The following is a 15108-nucleotide window of genomic DNA, read 5'->3' on the forward strand; positions in this document are numbered from 1 at the left end:
GGCTATTCCTCCCGGTACAGCCGGTCGAGGCCGACGAGCACCACCTGTCCGTCGGCTTCGGCCGCGCTGAGCGCGGGAGTGAAGCCGACGCCGCTGTAGCAGGCGGGCCGGGCGTGGGCGAGGTCCTCGCCGTCGGCGGCGAGCGGGGCGAGGAGGTGACGGAGGTGTTCCAGGTAGTGCGGGTCCATGGCCTCGTCCCAGCGCGCCACTCCGACCGACAGCAGGGCCCGGAATCGGCGTCGATGCGGCCGCGTGCGGCCACGTCCGCTACCGCGTTTGGACCGGCGTGGCGCGCCGCGCCGGGAACTGAGCCGTGGGCCGCTGTCGCGGGGCGTGCACCGAAGACGGTCGGGTGGGCGAAGTCCATGACCCGGTCCCGGCAGATCTGGGCCACGTGGCGCAGACGGCAGACGCCGCGGGTGGCGGCCGACAACGACATCACCACGTGGTGAAGGTGCGGGGTCGCGGCCGTGACAGGTCATACGGCATCGCTCGGCAGTCCGGGTGACTGGGCGATCTCTTGTTCGGCGGCTTCGACGATCGCCAGCACGGCGGCCGCCGCGGCCGCGGGGTCGCGGGCCTCGACGGCTTCCACGATGGCGCGGTGACCCGGCAGCGAGGCTTCCACCGCGCCGGGGGTCCGGGTGCTGACGAGGAAGCTGTGTTCCAGCGCGATGTCGACGGCGCGGCCCAGTGATCCGAGGAGACGGTTGCCGCTGGCGTCGAGCAGGGCCCGGTGGAAGGCGATGTCGGCCTCGACGTAGCCGCTGCGGCCGGGTGCCGCCGCCGCTGCCTCCATGGCCGCCAGGGCGTCGTACAGGGCTCGTACGTCGTCGGGGCCGGCCCGGCCGGCGGCGAGCCGGGCCGCCTCGGGCTCGACGATCCGGCGCAGTTCACCCGTATCGCGCAGCAGAGCCGTGGCGTCCCCGGCCTGTTTCCAGCGCAGTACGTCACGGTCCAGGTGGTTCCAGTGCTCCGGGGGCAGCACGCGCGTGCCGGTGCGCGGGCGTACGTGCAGCATTCCCTTGGCCACCAGTGCCTTGACCGCTTCCCGCAACACCCCTCGGCTGACGCCGATCTCGGCCGCGAGCGCGTCCTCGACCGGCAACGGATCTCCCGGCTCCCACGCGCCACCCACGATGCGCCGCCCGAGTTCGTCGACCACGCGCTGGTGCGTGGTCAGGAAGTGCGCCACGATCTCTGCTCACCCCCTGGACGCCATTCATCGAATCATTTAATGATTGAGCCCCCAGGGTACGGCCTGCGGGCCTCACCCGACATCGCCCCACCGCGCAAGCGGACCACGCGAGATCCACGGGAGTGCCTACATGACCGACGGTCAGAGGACGAGCCGCCGCAGCCAGGCGTGGTTCGGCGCACAGGGCCGCAGCGGGATGGTCTACCGCTCCTGGATGCGCAATCAGGGATTCGGGCACGAGGTGTTCGACGGACGTCCCGTCATCGGCATCGCGACCAGTGCCTCCGAACTCGCCCCGTGCAACGCCCATCTGACACGCGTCGCCGAAGCGGTCAAGCGCGGCGTGTGGCAGGCGGGCGGTCTGCCACTCCAGTTCCCCACCATGGCCACCGGCGAGACCCTGATGCGCCCCACCGCCATGCTGTACCGCAACCTCATGGCCATGGAGGTCGAGGAACTGATCCGGGCCAATCCGCTCGACGGTGTCGTGCTGCTGTCCGGCTGCGACAAGACGACCCCCGCCATGCTCATGGGCGCCGCCAGCGTCGACCTGCCCGCCGTCATGGTCACCGGCGGGCCGATGCTCAACGGCAAGTACCGGGGCCAGGACGTCGGATCCGGCACCCACGTGTGGAAGTTCGAGGAGGATTTGAAGACCGGCCGGATGACCGAGGAGGAGTGCTTCTTCGCGGAAGGGTGTATGGCCCGCTCCAGCGGCCACTGCATGACGATGGGGACCGCCTCGACGATGGCCTGCATGGCCGAGGCGCTCGGCATGCAGCTGCCGGGCTCGGCTGCCTGGCCCGCGGTCGACTCCCGGCGGATGGAGACCGCGCAGGCGGCGGGGCAGCGCATCGTGCGGATGGTGGAGGAGGAGCTGCGCCCCTCGCAGATCCTGACCCGGGAGGCGTTCGAGAACGCCATCCGGGTCAACGCGGCCATCGGCGGCTCCACGAACGCCATCATCCATCTCACCGCCATCGCCGGACGCGTCGGCGTCGAGCTGAGCCTGCGCGACTTCGACGACCTGGCCCGCGCGGTGCCCACCCTGGTCAACCTGATGCCCAGCGGCACGTACCTCATGGAGGACTTCTGCTACGCGGGCGGGCTGCCCGCCGTCATGGCCGAACTGCTCCGCGGCAAACTGCTGCACGGCGAACAGATCACGGTCACCGGACGCACCATCGCCGAGAACACCGAGAGCGCCGAACGCGTCAACTCCGACGTCATCACCTGCCTCGACGCTCCCTTCCAGCCGGCCGGCACCGGTACCGCCGTCCTGCGCGGCAACCTGTGCCCCGACGGCGCCGTGATCAAGCAGTCCGCCGCGTCACCGCACCTGCTCACCCACCGCGGTCCCGCGCGCGTCTTCGACTCCCCCGAGGCCTATCACGAGGTGGCCGACGACCCCGAACTCGACATCGACGAGAACACCGTCATCGTCATCCGCAACGCCGGCCCCAAGGGCTACCCCGGCATGCCCGAGGTCTCCAACGTCCCGCTGCCCGCCAAGCTGCTGAAGGCCGGCGTCAAGGACATGGTGCGCGTCTGCGACGGCCGGATGAGCGGCACCGGGTACGGGACCGTGGTGCTGCACGTGGCGCCCGAGGCCGCCGTCGGCGGACCTCTCGCCTTGGTGCGCGACGGGGACCCCGTGGTCCTCGACGTCCCGAACCGCACCCTGCGCCTGGACGTGGACGACACCGAGCTCACCCGGCGCCGGGAGGCATGGCGGGCCCCCACCGAGCGGCACACCAGCGGCTACGCCTGGCTCTACACCCAGAACGTGGAACAGGCCCACCTGGGGGCCGACTTCGGCTTCCTGCGCGGAAGCCGTGGACACGAGGTACCCCGCGACTCCCACTGAGTCCGCCCCAGGCGACCGCACCCCTCGCATCCAGGAGAGCATCGATCGTGGAATCGGCAGCAGCGCGCCCCCGTCCGGTCCTCACAGCCGGCTCCGTCCTGCCGGAGGACACCGGCCGAGCCGCCCTCGTCGCGCGGGTCCACCACCCGGAATCGGACGGACCGTGTGTGGCCGCGGTCCGCGGCGATCAGGTCGTCGACCTGACGGCCGTCGTACCCACGGTCTCCGACCTGATGGAACGCGACGACGCGGCGAGCGTCGTCCGCGAGGCCGACGGCGGACGCACCTGGCGCCTGGACGAACTGCTGGAGGCACCGACCGGCCGCCGTGACGTTCCGCATCTGCTCGCCCCCATCGACCTGCAGGTGATCAAGGCCGCGGGTGTCACCTTCGCGCGGAGTCTGCTGGAACGCGTCATCGAGGAGCGCACGGGCGGCGATCCGGCGCAGGCCGCGCGGGTGCGGACCCGCGTCGGGCAGGTGGTGGGCGGCGCGCTCGACGGCATCCGTCCCGGATCGCCGGAAGCGGACAAGGCCAAGGAGCTGCTTGTCTCCGAAGGACTGTGGTCGCAGTACCTGGAGGTCGGGATCGGGCCGGACCCGGAGGTGTTCACCAAGGCCCCGGTACTGTCCGCGGTCGGCACCGGCGCCGACATAGGAGTGCTCGGCGCCTCGGTGTGGAACAACCCTGAGCCCGAGGTCGTCCTCGTCGTGGACTCACGCGGCCGGGTACGGGGCGCGACGCTCGGCAACGACGTCAACCTCCGCGACGTCGAGGGACGCAGCGCCCTGCTGCTGTCCCGTGCGAAGGACAACAACGCCTCCTGCGCGATCGGCCCGTTCATCCGCCTGCTCGACGACGGCTTCGACCTGGACACCGTACGCGGGCTCGACATCGACCTGCGGATCGACGGCACGGACGGCTACGTGCTGCACGGCAACAGTTCCATGCGCGAGATCAGCCGCGACGTACTGGACCTGGTGGCCGCCACGTACGGTCCGCACCATCAATACCCGGACGGCTTCGTGCTGTTCACCGGAACGCTGTTCGCCCCCACCGAGGACCGACAGGCACCCGGCGCGGGGTTCACCCACGAGTACGGCGACATCGTGCGGATCTCCAGCCCGCGGCTCGGCTCTCTGGTCAACACCGTGATCCCCAGCGAGCAGGCCACGCCGTGGACGATCGGCGTACGAGCGCTGATGCGCAACCTCGCCCGGCGCGGCGTGCTGTGAGATGACCACATGCCTGGCCCCGCGGTCCCGTGTGCGCGGCGCTGCCGCTGCCGCGACGCGCGCCGCGCAAGCCCGGCTCATGGCCGGGCAACCGCCCCCTGCCCGAACGTGGCGTGCAAGCGCCGCGTGTGGTCCACGTGGCGCTCGGCTCCGGTCAACGTGACCCTGGCCGTCAGGCGCGGATCCGCGCTGGAGGCGGCCAACCGCACCTCCAGCTCGCCCGGTTCGACGACGCGCCGACCGTCACGTCCGGTGAAGGAAGCGAGGTCGGCCGGGACCGTGACCCGGACGCGGCGGGTCTCGCCCGGCTTCAGCTCGACGCGGGTGTAGCCGACGAGGCGCTGCACCGGCTGGACGACGGAGGCGACCGGGTCATGCAGATAGAGCTGGACGACCTCGGTTCCGGACCGTGCGCCTGCGTTGCGGAGGGTGAAGGTGAGGGTGAACTCGCCGTCCGTCGGAGCCTCCTGGACGTCCACGCTCAGGTCTGCCCAGTCGAACCGCGTATAGGACAGGCCGTGGCCGAAGGCGAAGGCGGGGGTCGGGTCGATGTTGGACACCTCGCTGGCGTGCGCGAGCCGCGCCCCGAGGTACGTGGCCGGCTGGGAGCCCGGCCCGCGCGGCACGCTGACCGGGAGACGTCCGGAGGGATTGGTACGGCCGCTGAGCACCCCGGCGATCGCGTGCGTGCCCTCCTCACCCGGGAAGAAGGACTGCACGATCGCGGCGGACTCCTCCACGGCGCGGCCGAGGGCATACGGCCGTCCCGCGAGCAGCACGGTGACCACGGGGGTCTCCTGGTCGAGCAGCGTGTCGAGCAGTTGCTGCTGCGCACCGGGCAGCACCAGCGCCTCGGCGTCGCACCCCTCGCCGCTGGTGCCCCTCCCGAAAAGCCCGGCGCGGTCGCCGAGCACCACCAGGGCGACGTCGGCCTCACGTGCCACCTGGGCGGCCTCGCGGATGCCGGAGAGATCTCCGTCGTCGATTCCGGTGCCGCGGGCGACCGTGATCTCGGCGTCGGGGAATTCGGCGGCGAGAGTGTCGCGCAGCGTGGGCAGCTCGATACCGAGTGGGGTCCCGGGGTGGCGGACGCCGATGTGCTGGGGGAAGGAGTAGCAGCCCAGTACGGCGGTGGGCTCGTCGGCGTTGGGACCGAGCAGAGCGATGCGGCGCGGCCTCGCGAGCGGCAGGATGCCGTCGTTGCTCAGCAGCACGACCGCTTCCTCGGCGACCGTGCGGGCCAGCGCGCGGTTCTTGGGACCGTCCAAGTCGATCCGGCCGCGCAGGGCGGCCGGGTCGTCCAGGTCTGCCCCGTCGAGCGCGGCCGGTACGGGGTCCCAGTCCGGGTCGAGCAGGCCGAGCATCACCTTCTGGGTGAGTACCCGGCGCAGGGCGCGATCGACCAACGCCTCCGGTATGCGGCCGTCGGCGACGGCCTCGGCCAGGGGCGCGCCGTACGTCTTGACGTTGGGCAGTTCGACGTCGATACCCGCGTGCAGCGCCGCGCCGGCGGCGCCGGCCCAGTCGGCCGCGATGCCATGCAGGGTCTTCAGGAAGGCGATGGCGAAGTAGTCGGCGACGACAGTACCGTCGAAGCCCCATGTGTCGCGCAGCAGCCCGGTGAGCAGATTTTCGTCGGCCGCGGAAGGCATGCCGTCGGTGTCGGTGTAGGCGTTCATCACCGACCGGGCGCCGCCTTCACGGATCGCCATCTCGAAGGGAGGCAGCAGGACGTCGGCGCGTTCACGCGGGCCCACGGCGGAGGGGGCGAGATTGCGACCGGCGCGGGAGGCCGAGTAGCCGACGAAGTGCTTGAGGGTGGCGACGATCCCGGCGGACTCCAGGCCCTGCACATATGCCGTGCCGATGGTGCCGACGAGGTAAGGGTCCTCGCCGATGGTCTCCTCGACTCGGCCCCACCGGGCGTCGCGCACGACGTCCAGGACGGGCGCGAGTCCCTGGTGGACACCGACGGCACGCATGTCGCGGCCGATGGCGGCGGCCATGCGCCGCACCGTGTCCGGGTCGAAGGTGGCGCCCCAGGACAGCGGAACGGGATAGGCCGTCGCCCCCCAGGCGGCGAAGCCGGCCAGACACTCGTCATGTGCGAGAGCGGGGATGTTGAACCGGTTGGTGGCGGCGATACGGGTCTGGGTGCGGGCCAGGGAGAGCGCACCCAGTGCGGGGTCGACGGGGACCGTGCCGAAGGGCCGGGTCAGCTGGCCCAGTCCGGTGGGCAGGAGTGCGTCAAGATCGACGGCTTCCTCCATGTCGTGCTGATGGGGGGCCACTTCACCGCCCTGATCGGAGGCACCCACCCACACTCCGTACAGCTGGGCGGTCTTCTCCTGAAGGGTCATCGCGTCGATCAGGGCGTCGACTCTCGTGGTGACGGGAAGGGTGGGGTCGTTCCAGAGGGAGGCTTCGGGGGTGTTCTCTACGGCCACGTTGGCGTTCACTTTCCTCCCACGCCCGCCGGACCCTGGGTCAGGGCGGGACAGGCGAACAGGTATGCAGGGCATGCCGCCCGAACCACAGGCCGACCACCGGCCACGGCGTCGGTGTCGGCGTCGGTCAACGGCTGAATCCGGCGGTCAGACCGCTCAGCAGCTGGCGGCGGCCGAACGCGTACAGGATCAGTATGGGCAGCGTGGTGAGGACGACGGCGGCGAGAACGGCGGGGACGTTGACCCCGTACTGGCCCTGGAAGGTCCACAGTGCAAGGGGCAGGGTCCGGCGGTCAGGGCTCTGAGTGAGGACCAACGGCAGCAGGAATCCGTTCCAGATGGTCAGTGCGTTGAAGATGGTCACGGTGAGGATGGCCGGTCGGGTGAGCGGTGCCGCCAGCCGCCACAGTGTCGTCCATTCGGTGGCGCCGTCGACCCGCATCGAGTCGAACAGTTCGTTGGGCACGTCGCGGATGAAGTTGGCGAGCACCAGCACCGACAGCGGGATGGCGAAGGCGATCGACGGAAGGATCAGCGCCAGCAGACTGTCGTACAGCTGCAGTTTGATGATGATCAGGTAGACCGGGATCACCGTCGCCTGCAGTGGGATGGCCAGCCCCATGAGGAACAACCCGTTCATCGCGCGCAGGGCCCGCATGCGCCAGCCGCGGACGATCGCGTAGGCGGCCATGAAGGAGACCACCACCGCCGGCACCACGGCGCCCGCGGTGACCACGACGCTGTTCACGAAGTAGCGCAGGAAGTCGGACTCGATGACCAGCCGGTAGTTCTCCAGCGTGGGGTCGCCCGAGGGCACCAGCGGGTTGCTCGCGTAGTAACGGCTCTTGGGCTTGAGGCTGGTGATCAGGGTCCAGTACAGGGGGACGGCGACGACGGCGAGCCAGAGCCATCCGGCCAGGCCACCGGCCCAGTTGCGCCGGCGGGCCGCCGGACGGGAGGGGCGTCGCCGCTCGCCGTGGGTGGCCTTCCGCGGTCGTCGCGGCTCGATCAGCGTGGTGGACACGTCAGGCCCCCTCGAGTTGGCTCGCACCGGCGTCCCGGCCCCCGAGCCGGCGCAGCAGCAGGGCGAGGGTCAGACCCACCAGAACGAGGATGACCGCGATGGCGCTGGCCGGTCCCATCAGGCTGGCCTGGAATCCCCGCTTGTACATGTCCAGTGCGAGGACCCGGGTGGCGTCTCCGGGGCCGCCCTCGGTCAGGACGAAGATGAGGTCGAAGAAGGTCAGCGACCCGACCACCATCAGCGTGGACGAGGTGATGATGGTGTATTTCAGCTGAGGCAGCGTGATGCTGAAGAACTGCCGGATCCGTCCGGCCCCGTCCAACTGGGCCGCCTCGTACAGGGACTTCGGAATCTGCTGGACACCGCCCTGGTAGATCAGTGAGTGGAACGGGATGAACTGCCAGGAGACGACGAAGATGATGACCCCGAACGCGAGCCCGGGCCGCCCCAGCCAGTCCTGGCTGAGTGCCTGGATCTTCAGCCCTGCGCCGAGCCCGAAGTTGGGGTCCAGCAGGGCCTTGTACGCGATCGCGATCGCCGCGGAGCTGAGCATCAGCGGGATGAAGTACACCACGCCCAGCACCGCACGGTAGCGCTGGCGGCCGGCCAGGAACGTGCCGAGCAGAATGCTCAGCGGCGTCTGAACGGCCCAGGAGACGGCCATCACCAGGAACGTCACCCACAGGGCGTGCGGCAGCCCGGGGTCGGTGAGCACCGTGCGCCAGCTGGTCAGCCCCGACGGGTGGATGGCGCCGATCCCGTCCCACGTGGTGAAGCTCAGCACGAAGACACCGACGAGCGGTATCACGGCGAAGCCGACGAAGACCACCAGCGCCGGCGTGGCCAGCCACGGCAGGATGCTGCGCGGTTCGCGACGCGGCGGATGGCCGGTGAGTGAGCTCATTTGCCGGTGACCTCGTTGAGGTTGCGGGCGAACCTCTGCGGCGAGATGGAGAGCTGGAACAATTTGACGATGTTGTCCAGCAGGGCCTCGGCGGCCGCCGGGCTGAGCGCTTGGTCCCAGGACTGGCCGAACACCTTGGCCTTGCTGGCGATGTCGTAGGTGAACTGCAGGAAATCGGCGCTCTTGGAGGCGGCCAGCAGCTTCTCCGTGCCCAGTCGGATCGGAACCGCCCCGTTGCCGATCCACTTCTTCATCTCGTCCTCCTGGAGGACGCCCGTGGCGAAGAAATCCTTGGCGATCTTCTTCTGCTCGGCGCTGGCCTTCGAGGAGATGGACAGGTACTGGGCGGGGTTGCCGACGGTGTTGCTCGGATCGCCCTTACCGCCTTCAACGGGCGGGAAGTTCATGTAGCCCAGCGCTCCGCTGGAGACGAAGTCCCCGCCCTCGGTCTGCTGGATGCCGTACGACCAGGAGCCGTGGAGCATCATCGCGGCCCTGCCGGTGTACAGCAGCGCCTGGTCGGCGTTGGAGTCCGCGGTGATCGAGGAGAAGCCCTTGATGAACCCGTGGGCTTTGACCAGATCCTGCACCTTGGTCAGCGCGGTGATGGCGTCCGGATGGGACCAGGCGTTCTTCTCGCCCTCGATGATGGCCTGGAACACCTCCGGACCGCCGATGCGGTCGAACAGGAACTCAAGCCACATCATGTTCGTCCACCGGGACTGGCCACCCAGGGAGAAGGGCGCTATGCCCTTCGCGTTGAACTTGGGCACCAGCGCCATGATGTCGTCCCAGGACTTCGGTGGCTCCACGCCGACCTGGTCGAAGACCTTCCTGTTGTAGTAGAGGATGATCGGCTGCACGACATCGCACGGCATCGCGTAGATCTTGCCGTCGACGGTCGCCGCGGCGAACGAGGACGGGAACAGCCGCTTCTTGACCTCGGGGTGCTCGTCGAACCACGAGGTGAGGTCCTCGACCTGGCCCGCCTTCGCGTAGGTGCGCAGCGTCCCGCCTCCCCAGCCCCAGATGATGGTGGGCGCCTTCCCCGCCCCGATGGCGGTCTTGATCTTCGTCTTGTACGCGTCGTTCTGGAAGGTGGTGTCTGTGATCTGCTCCTTGGGGTGGGCCTTGTTGAACGCGTCCACCGCGCCGCCCCTGACACCCTCATTCGGCTGGCCGCTTATGTACCAGTACGTGGCTCCACCACCGCTCTTGCTGGGACCGGACGAGCCGCAGGCCGCGAGCGCCGCGGAGACGGGCACGCCGGCGGCCAGGCCGAGGAGAGTACGTCGAGAGAGGGGGATCGCCATGTCTTTTCTCCGCACTTGAGAGCCACCGGCTTCTCGTGAGCCATAGTGAAAACTTTTCGAAATAACCTTCTTTGAGCTCCGTTCGTGCAAATTAAGTTTCGGACTGACGCCCTGTCAAGGCATGTGCAGGCACGTTGTCGGCCAGCAGTCGGCTGCGTAGTATCGGGCGAGAACGGCTCTCGAGGAACCCCTGGAGGGACCGAAAATGTTTCGAAACATGCCGAGTTGGGGGCGGGGGACGACGCGATGACCCGGCTCACCGGCACGTCGCGGGCGCAGATCCCACGCCGTCCGGGCGGTCGCCCCGGGCAGTCCGGCAGTTGGCCCGCTTCGCCCAGGTACGGCTGGAGCCGGGCGCAAGCACACGCCTACGGGTCGGCGTGCATGCCGATCGGACACCGTTCACCGGACGCGAGCTCCCGCAGATCGTCGGACGTGCCGAGGTCGGGGGGCTCGTCGGCACCTCCCCGGACGGACTCGGTGCCGGTTGCCGTACAGTTGCCCGGTTCCACCCGCGTTGCCGACTCGACCGGCGGCTCACCACACCGGTGGACGTACAGCTGGGAGGAACCGATGCGGCCGAACACCAGGCGGACCACTTTGGCGGACATCGCCCAAGCGGCCGGGGTCTCCGTCGCGACCGTGTCCAAAGTGGTCAACGGTCGCGGTGACGTGGCGCCGCGGACCCGCGCCCGGGTGCAGGAACTGCTGCATCAGCACCATTACCTCGCGCCCGTGTTCCGCCACACCGAGGCCATCGAAAGCCCGACCATCGAGGTGCAGTTCAAGGGCGGCCTCAAGTCGTACGTGGCCGAGGCCCTGGAAGGGATCATCGACTCCGCCGCCGAATTGGGGGCCTCGGTGGTGATCGGTCAGGCGTCCCGCGCCCCACACTGGGCCCGGGACCTGGTCTCAGCCGGGCGCCGCGCCGTCATCGCGGTCACCAGCGTGTACACCACAGCGCACCTGAACGAACTGGCCCGGGCCGGGCTGCCGCTGGTCGTGCTGGACCCACTGCACCTGCCGGACAGCCGGGTCAACAGCGTCGGGGCGACCAACTTCGCCGGCGGCCTGGCCGCGACCCAGCACCTGCTCTCCCTGGGCCACCGCCGCATCGCCTATCTCGGCGGACCGACCATGGCCGTATGCAACCAGGCACGCATGCACGGCTACCGTGCCGCCATGGAGGCGGAAGGAGCGCAGGTACCCGACGCCTGCGTCCGGCCCGGAGAATTCACGTACGAGACCGGGTTGCTCGGCGCCACGGCGCTCCTGGGCCTGCAAGAGCCACCGACGGCGATCTTCGCAGGCAACGACGAGATCGCCCTCGGTGTCATCGAGACCGCCCGCGCCCGAGGCCTGCGCGTCCCCGAAGACCTGAGCGTGGTCGGCTTCGACGACACAAGCCTCGCCCAGATGGCCTCACCGCCACTGACCACCGTGCGCCAGCCACTACGGGAGATGGGTGGTGCCGCCCTGCGCACCGCCCTCCGACTGGCCAGAGGCGAGAAGGCCGAGTCCCATCACATCGAACTCGCCACCGAACTCGTGGTACGCGCCTCGACGGCGCCGCCCCGCGAAGAGACTTCGGCGCGTAGATAATCGCAGGTGAGAGGTCTTCGGGCCGGATTGGCGAACCGGTCACAGACGTCTGCCACGCGGGCCGCCGCGAGCGGGTCGATCTGCTGTCCGCGGGCCTCGACCCACGCCAGGTCAAGGACCTCGCCACCCTCTCGGTGGATCCGCGGGCGGTACGAATGCCGCGAGGACGTGCTCGTGGACCACCCGCATCGACAAGTCCGCCGACGAAGTCGGCGCGATGATCCTCGCTCGGTCACCTCGGCGCAGATCCACGCACAGGCTCGTAGCCTGCCTGGAGGTGAACCGCCACGGGTTCTCCACCGATCGGACGGCAGGCGGCATCCTGGCGTCGGCGCAGCTGGTCCCGGAACGGTTCGTGGGACCAGCCACCGCCTGGCGCGACGGAAACCTTATTACGGGCCGGGGAGCCGGGGCACGCCCTGACGGAACTGTCGACGGCCGCGTTCACCGAACCCAACCCCACAGTGCTCAATAGGGTGTTGCATGCCCAGGGCCGGATCCCCGCACCGGATCTGCGGCTGCTGCCCGCCGAGCCCACCTCTGTTGGACGCGGCCGTCAGGTGCCTCGCCGACCTGGGCCAACTGGCCTCTGTCGGCCAACCTCAGGATCATCACCGTCCGTAGCCGCATCCGCCGAGCCTGGACCACCCACCGCTGGGCCGGCGGCACCCCGGCCAATGCCTACGCCTCTTCGGTGACCCGGACGCCGCCGAGGACGATGAAGACGAGGACTGGTCAGCGGCCCCAGCGAACGGCCCCGTCAGGCGGGTTCGGCATTGAGAACGCGCCCGGTCGGCCTGCGGGTGTGGATCCACGCGGGCAGGGCGGTCAACACCCCGACTGCCAGCAGGATGACGAGGGCGGCGGTGAGCAACCACGTCGTCGAGGGTGTGACCGTGCTGCCGAACAGCCAGTACAGGCCGAGCCCGGTCGGAATACCCGCCGCCACTCCGGGCACGGCGGGCAGGAGTTGCGCCACGCACAGCGCCGCGACGACCTGGCCGGGTGTGGCGCCGAGGGTACGGGCGATGGACAGGGCGCGCCGGGCCTGCACGGCGGTGCTCCAGCCGAGAAGCACGGTGTTGAGCGTGGACAGCGCCACCAGCGTGAGCGTGACGGCGAGCAGCACCTCGCCGGTCAGGTCGACCCGCACTTCGACGGGGCCGAACCGCTTGAAGTCGGGCCTCCCGCCGAGTTCGGTGTGCCAGGTGAGCAGGGCGGTCACCATGAGGGTGGTGGTGGCCGTACCGGCCGAGGCCAGGACGGCGCGGCCGGGCCGGCGGGCGAGCAGCCGGATGCCGAGCAGGAGCGAGGTGGGCAGATGCGCCGTCATGGCGTTCAGGCGCCGGTGGCGCGTGAGCAAGTGCGCCGGATCGGCCAGGGAGTGGACGGTACTGGTGCGGGTGGCGCGCAGCGCGGGGCCGAGCGCACCGGTCAGAGCGACCACGACGGCGAGGAAGATCGCGGCGGTGACGGTGCCGGAGTCCGGAGGGCTGACGGTGTTGAGCAGCCCGGCGCTGGGATCGACCAGGTGGGGTGCGGCCAGCGTTCCGGCGGTCAGCCCGAGCGCGGAGGCCAGGAGGGTCAGCAGCAGGTACTGCGCCAGCAGGACGGAGGTGACGGTGGCGGGTCCGGCGCCGACGGCCTTGAGCAGTGCGGCACGCCGGTTGTCGCGGGCGGCGCGGGTCGTGGCGAGCGCGGCGAGGGTGACCAGCGCGGCGACGGCGAGCAGCCAGCCGCCGACCACCAGGGCAGGCTGGATGGCCCGGATCATGGACAGGTCCGTCCGGAGGACGTCCTGCCAGTAGTGGACGTTGACCGAGGAGTCGACCTCGCGGTCGCGGCCGAACACGGTGTCCTGCCATCGTTTCGTCGCCGTGGGATCGGCCAGCTTCAGATGGATGACATGGACACTGGGCTCCTCCCCCGCCGCCGCGCGGGTGTCGGCTGAGGTGAGCCAGATCCTGCCGCCGTAGTCGGACGGCCCGGCCCCCTGCGCGGCGTCACTCCCCGGATACACCCCGGTGGCCGCGCTGATCGCGGTCCCGACGACCGGATAGCCGCGTCCGCTGATGGTGACGCGGTCGCCGACGCGCACGCCGAGTGCTTGCGCGAACCCGCGCTCGACCACCGCGCCGCCGGGACGCACCCAGGTGCCGGAGGTCACCAGCGGTCGGTCCACGGCGGACGGTGCGGTCTCGCGCCCCTCGACCGAGGAGTGCGCGGTTCGGCCGTGCGCCTTGATGTAGGTGTCGAACGCGAAGACCGGGTCGGCTTGCGCGGCCACACCGGGCGCGTCCGCGAGGCGTTCGGCCACGCGGGACGGGTTCGTGGCCGTCGTGGTGGCGATGATGTCGGGCCCCGCGGTGGCCGCGCGGGTCTTCTCGTACCCGCTGACCACCGCGTCGTTGGTCGCCAGTCCGAGGGTCAGGCTGGCGCCGGCGATGGTGACGGCGAGCAGGAATATGACGGCCTCGCCGGGTCGGCGGCGCATATCGCGCAGGACCAGGCGCCACATCAGCAGCAGATGTCCCACGGTCAGTCCCCCCAGCTCAAGAGCGAGCGAGCCGTGTGCTGCCGCTGTCGGTGTTCAGGGGGGTGTCGTCGGCCAGCGTGCCGTCGCGCAGGGAGACGATGCGGTCGGCGGTGGCGGCGACGCGTTCGTCGTGGGTGACCATGACCAGGGTCTGGCCGGCGGTGCGCAGCTCGTCGAAGAGCCGGAGGATGTCGTGAGTCGCGGCGCTGTCGAGGTTTCCGGTGGGCTCGTCGGCGAGGACCACCAGCGGCTTGTTGACCAGGGCACGGGCAATGGCGACCCGCTGCCGCTGCCCGCCGGACAGCTCCGAGGGCAGATGCCGGGCCCGGTCGGCGAGTCCGACCTGATCGAGGATTTCGGCGGCACGGCGGCGGGCGGTGCGCGGTGAGGCGCCGGCGAGCAGCGCGGGCAGCTCGACGTTCTCCGCCGCGGTCAGCTCGTCCATCAGGTGGTACGCCTGGAAGACGAACCCGACGGCGCGGCGCCGCAGCCGGGCCAGCGCCCGCTCGCCGAGGTCGTCGACACGCCGCCCACCGAGCCATACCTCGCCCTCGGTAGGCCGGTCAAGACCGCCGAGAAGCTGGAGCAGTGTGGACTTGCCACAGCCGCTGGGCCCGGTCACGGCGAGCGTCTGCCCGGTGGGAACATCGAGGTCGACCCCGCCGACGGCCCACACCGCGCCCTCGTCCTCCCCGTACACCCGGGCCAGGCCGACCGTGCGCAGCACCGGCCCGGCCGCCTCTCCGGGGTGGCGGCCGGCCCATCCCGCGCCCGGACCGTCGTCCGTACCCCTCCGCCGCGACCGGGCCCTGCCCCGCTGACCGTCTCTCGTCATCCGTTTCCCTTGCCTTTCCCCCGCGGTGTGGGGGGGGGCCCCGGGCCCCCCCCCCCCTGCCACCACCCCCCAAAGGGCCGCGCCACGCCCCCCCTGGCCACCCGAAAAAGCCCCCCCCCCCCCGCCGGGAGGGGCTCAAACCGCCGC

12 protein-coding genes are annotated in these 15108 nt (G+C 70.4%); 3 read left to right on the top strand and 9 right to left on the bottom strand.

Features of this window, described 5'->3' with window-relative positions:
- Positions 1–2 precede the first annotated feature (2 nt).
- Both ACFYOY_RS41255 and ACFYOY_RS41260 read right to left on the bottom strand, forming a co-directional pair.
- Positions 3–188, bottom strand: coding sequence for a hypothetical protein (locus ACFYOY_RS41255; protein WP_351903893.1), 186 nt, complete (start codon positions 186–188; stop codon positions 3–5).
- Between the two features lie 290 nt (positions 189–478).
- A complete protein-coding gene (locus ACFYOY_RS41260) occupies positions 479–1198 on the bottom strand; it encodes a FadR/GntR family transcriptional regulator (protein ID WP_351903963.1) in 720 nt (239 codons plus the stop codon).
- A gap of 130 nt (positions 1199–1328) precedes the next feature.
- Here ACFYOY_RS41260 and ACFYOY_RS41265 point away from each other — a divergent pair, with 130 nt between their 5' ends.
- Positions 1329–3065 (top strand): IlvD/Edd family dehydratase, encoded by a 1737-nt coding sequence (locus ACFYOY_RS41265; protein ID WP_388592869.1) that lies wholly within the window; start codon positions 1329–1331, stop codon positions 3063–3065.
- 47 nt (positions 3066–3112) lie between these two features.
- On the top strand, positions 3113–4300 hold the full coding sequence (locus ACFYOY_RS41270; RefSeq protein WP_351903887.1) for a fumarylacetoacetate hydrolase family protein: 1188 nt from the start codon (positions 3113–3115) through the stop codon (positions 4298–4300).
- A gap of 77 nt (positions 4301–4377) precedes the next feature.
- On the opposite strand, the gene ACFYOY_RS41275 is transcribed toward ACFYOY_RS41270, so the two are convergent.
- The 5 genes from ACFYOY_RS41275 to ACFYOY_RS41295 form a co-directional block, all read right to left on the bottom strand.
- Complete coding sequence (locus ACFYOY_RS41275; protein WP_351903884.1) at positions 4378–6759, bottom strand: glycoside hydrolase family 3 N-terminal domain-containing protein; 2382 nt, start codon at positions 6757–6759, stop codon at positions 4378–4380.
- A 115-nt stretch (positions 6760–6874) separates the two neighbouring features.
- Positions 6875–7771: a carbohydrate ABC transporter permease gene (locus tag ACFYOY_RS41280; protein ID WP_388592874.1), complete on the bottom strand. Its 897-nt coding sequence runs from the start codon at positions 7769–7771 to the stop codon at positions 6875–6877.
- 1 nt (position 7772) lies between these two features.
- Entirely contained in the window at positions 7773–8675 is a 903-nt protein-coding gene (locus ACFYOY_RS41285; RefSeq protein ID WP_388592878.1) for a carbohydrate ABC transporter permease, read from the bottom strand.
- On the bottom strand, positions 8672–9982 hold the full coding sequence (locus ACFYOY_RS41290) for an extracellular solute-binding protein (protein ID WP_351903960.1): 1311 nt from the start codon (positions 9980–9982) through the stop codon (positions 8672–8674). The genes ACFYOY_RS41285 and ACFYOY_RS41290 overlap by 4 nt, the downstream gene beginning before the upstream one ends.
- 374 nt (positions 9983–10356) lie before the next feature.
- Positions 10357–10599 (bottom strand): hypothetical protein, encoded by a 243-nt coding sequence (locus tag ACFYOY_RS41295; RefSeq protein WP_351903980.1) that lies wholly within the window; start codon positions 10597–10599, stop codon positions 10357–10359.
- Here ACFYOY_RS41295 and ACFYOY_RS41300 point away from each other — a divergent pair.
- A complete protein-coding gene (locus ACFYOY_RS41300) occupies positions 10562–11590 on the top strand; it encodes a LacI family DNA-binding transcriptional regulator (RefSeq protein WP_351903875.1) in 1029 nt (342 codons plus the stop codon). The two genes, ACFYOY_RS41295 and ACFYOY_RS41300, sit on opposite strands and share 38 nt — an antisense overlap.
- Before the next feature lie 760 nt (positions 11591–12350).
- On the opposite strand, the gene ACFYOY_RS41305 is transcribed toward ACFYOY_RS41300, so the two are convergent.
- Together ACFYOY_RS41305 and ACFYOY_RS41310 are read right to left on the bottom strand one after the other, a co-directional pair.
- Entirely contained in the window at positions 12351–14126 is a 1776-nt protein-coding gene (locus ACFYOY_RS41305) for an FtsX-like permease family protein (protein ID WP_388592881.1), read from the bottom strand.
- A gap of 16 nt (positions 14127–14142) precedes the next feature.
- Positions 14143–14961: an ABC transporter ATP-binding protein gene (locus ACFYOY_RS41310; RefSeq protein WP_388592884.1), complete on the bottom strand. Its 819-nt coding sequence runs from the start codon at positions 14959–14961 to the stop codon at positions 14143–14145.
- Positions 14962–15108: the final 147 nt, after the last annotated feature.

Origin of the sequence: Streptomyces sp. NPDC007875, assembly GCF_042868035.1 — a bacterium.
GTDB classification, from domain to species: domain Bacteria; phylum Actinomycetota; class Actinomycetes; order Streptomycetales; family Streptomycetaceae; genus Streptomyces; species Streptomyces antimycoticus.

What these genes read in the sequence shown, in the direction of transcription:
- ACFYOY_RS41255 (WP_351903893.1), bottom strand. Translation starts at nt 188, where the DNA reads ATGGACCCGCACTACCTGGAACACCTCCGTCACCTCCTCGCCCCGCTC.
- ACFYOY_RS41265 (WP_388592869.1), top strand. Translation starts at nt 1,329, where the DNA reads ATGACCGACGGTCAGAGGACGAGCCGCCGCAGCCAGGCGTGGTTCGGC.
- ACFYOY_RS41285 (WP_388592878.1), bottom strand. Translation starts at nt 8,675, where the DNA reads ATGAGCTCACTCACCGGCCATCCGCCGCGTCGCGAACCGCGCAGCATC.
- ACFYOY_RS41300 (WP_351903875.1), top strand. Translation starts at nt 10,562, where the DNA reads ATGCGGCCGAACACCAGGCGGACCACTTTGGCGGACATCGCCCAAGCG.
- ACFYOY_RS41295 (WP_351903980.1), bottom strand. Translation starts at nt 10,599, where the DNA reads ATGTCCGCCAAAGTGGTCCGCCTGGTGTTCGGCCGCATCGGTTCCTCC.
- ACFYOY_RS41310 (WP_388592884.1), bottom strand. Translation starts at nt 14,961, where the DNA reads ATGACGAGAGACGGTCAGCGGGGCAGGGCCCGGTCGCGGCGGAGGGGT.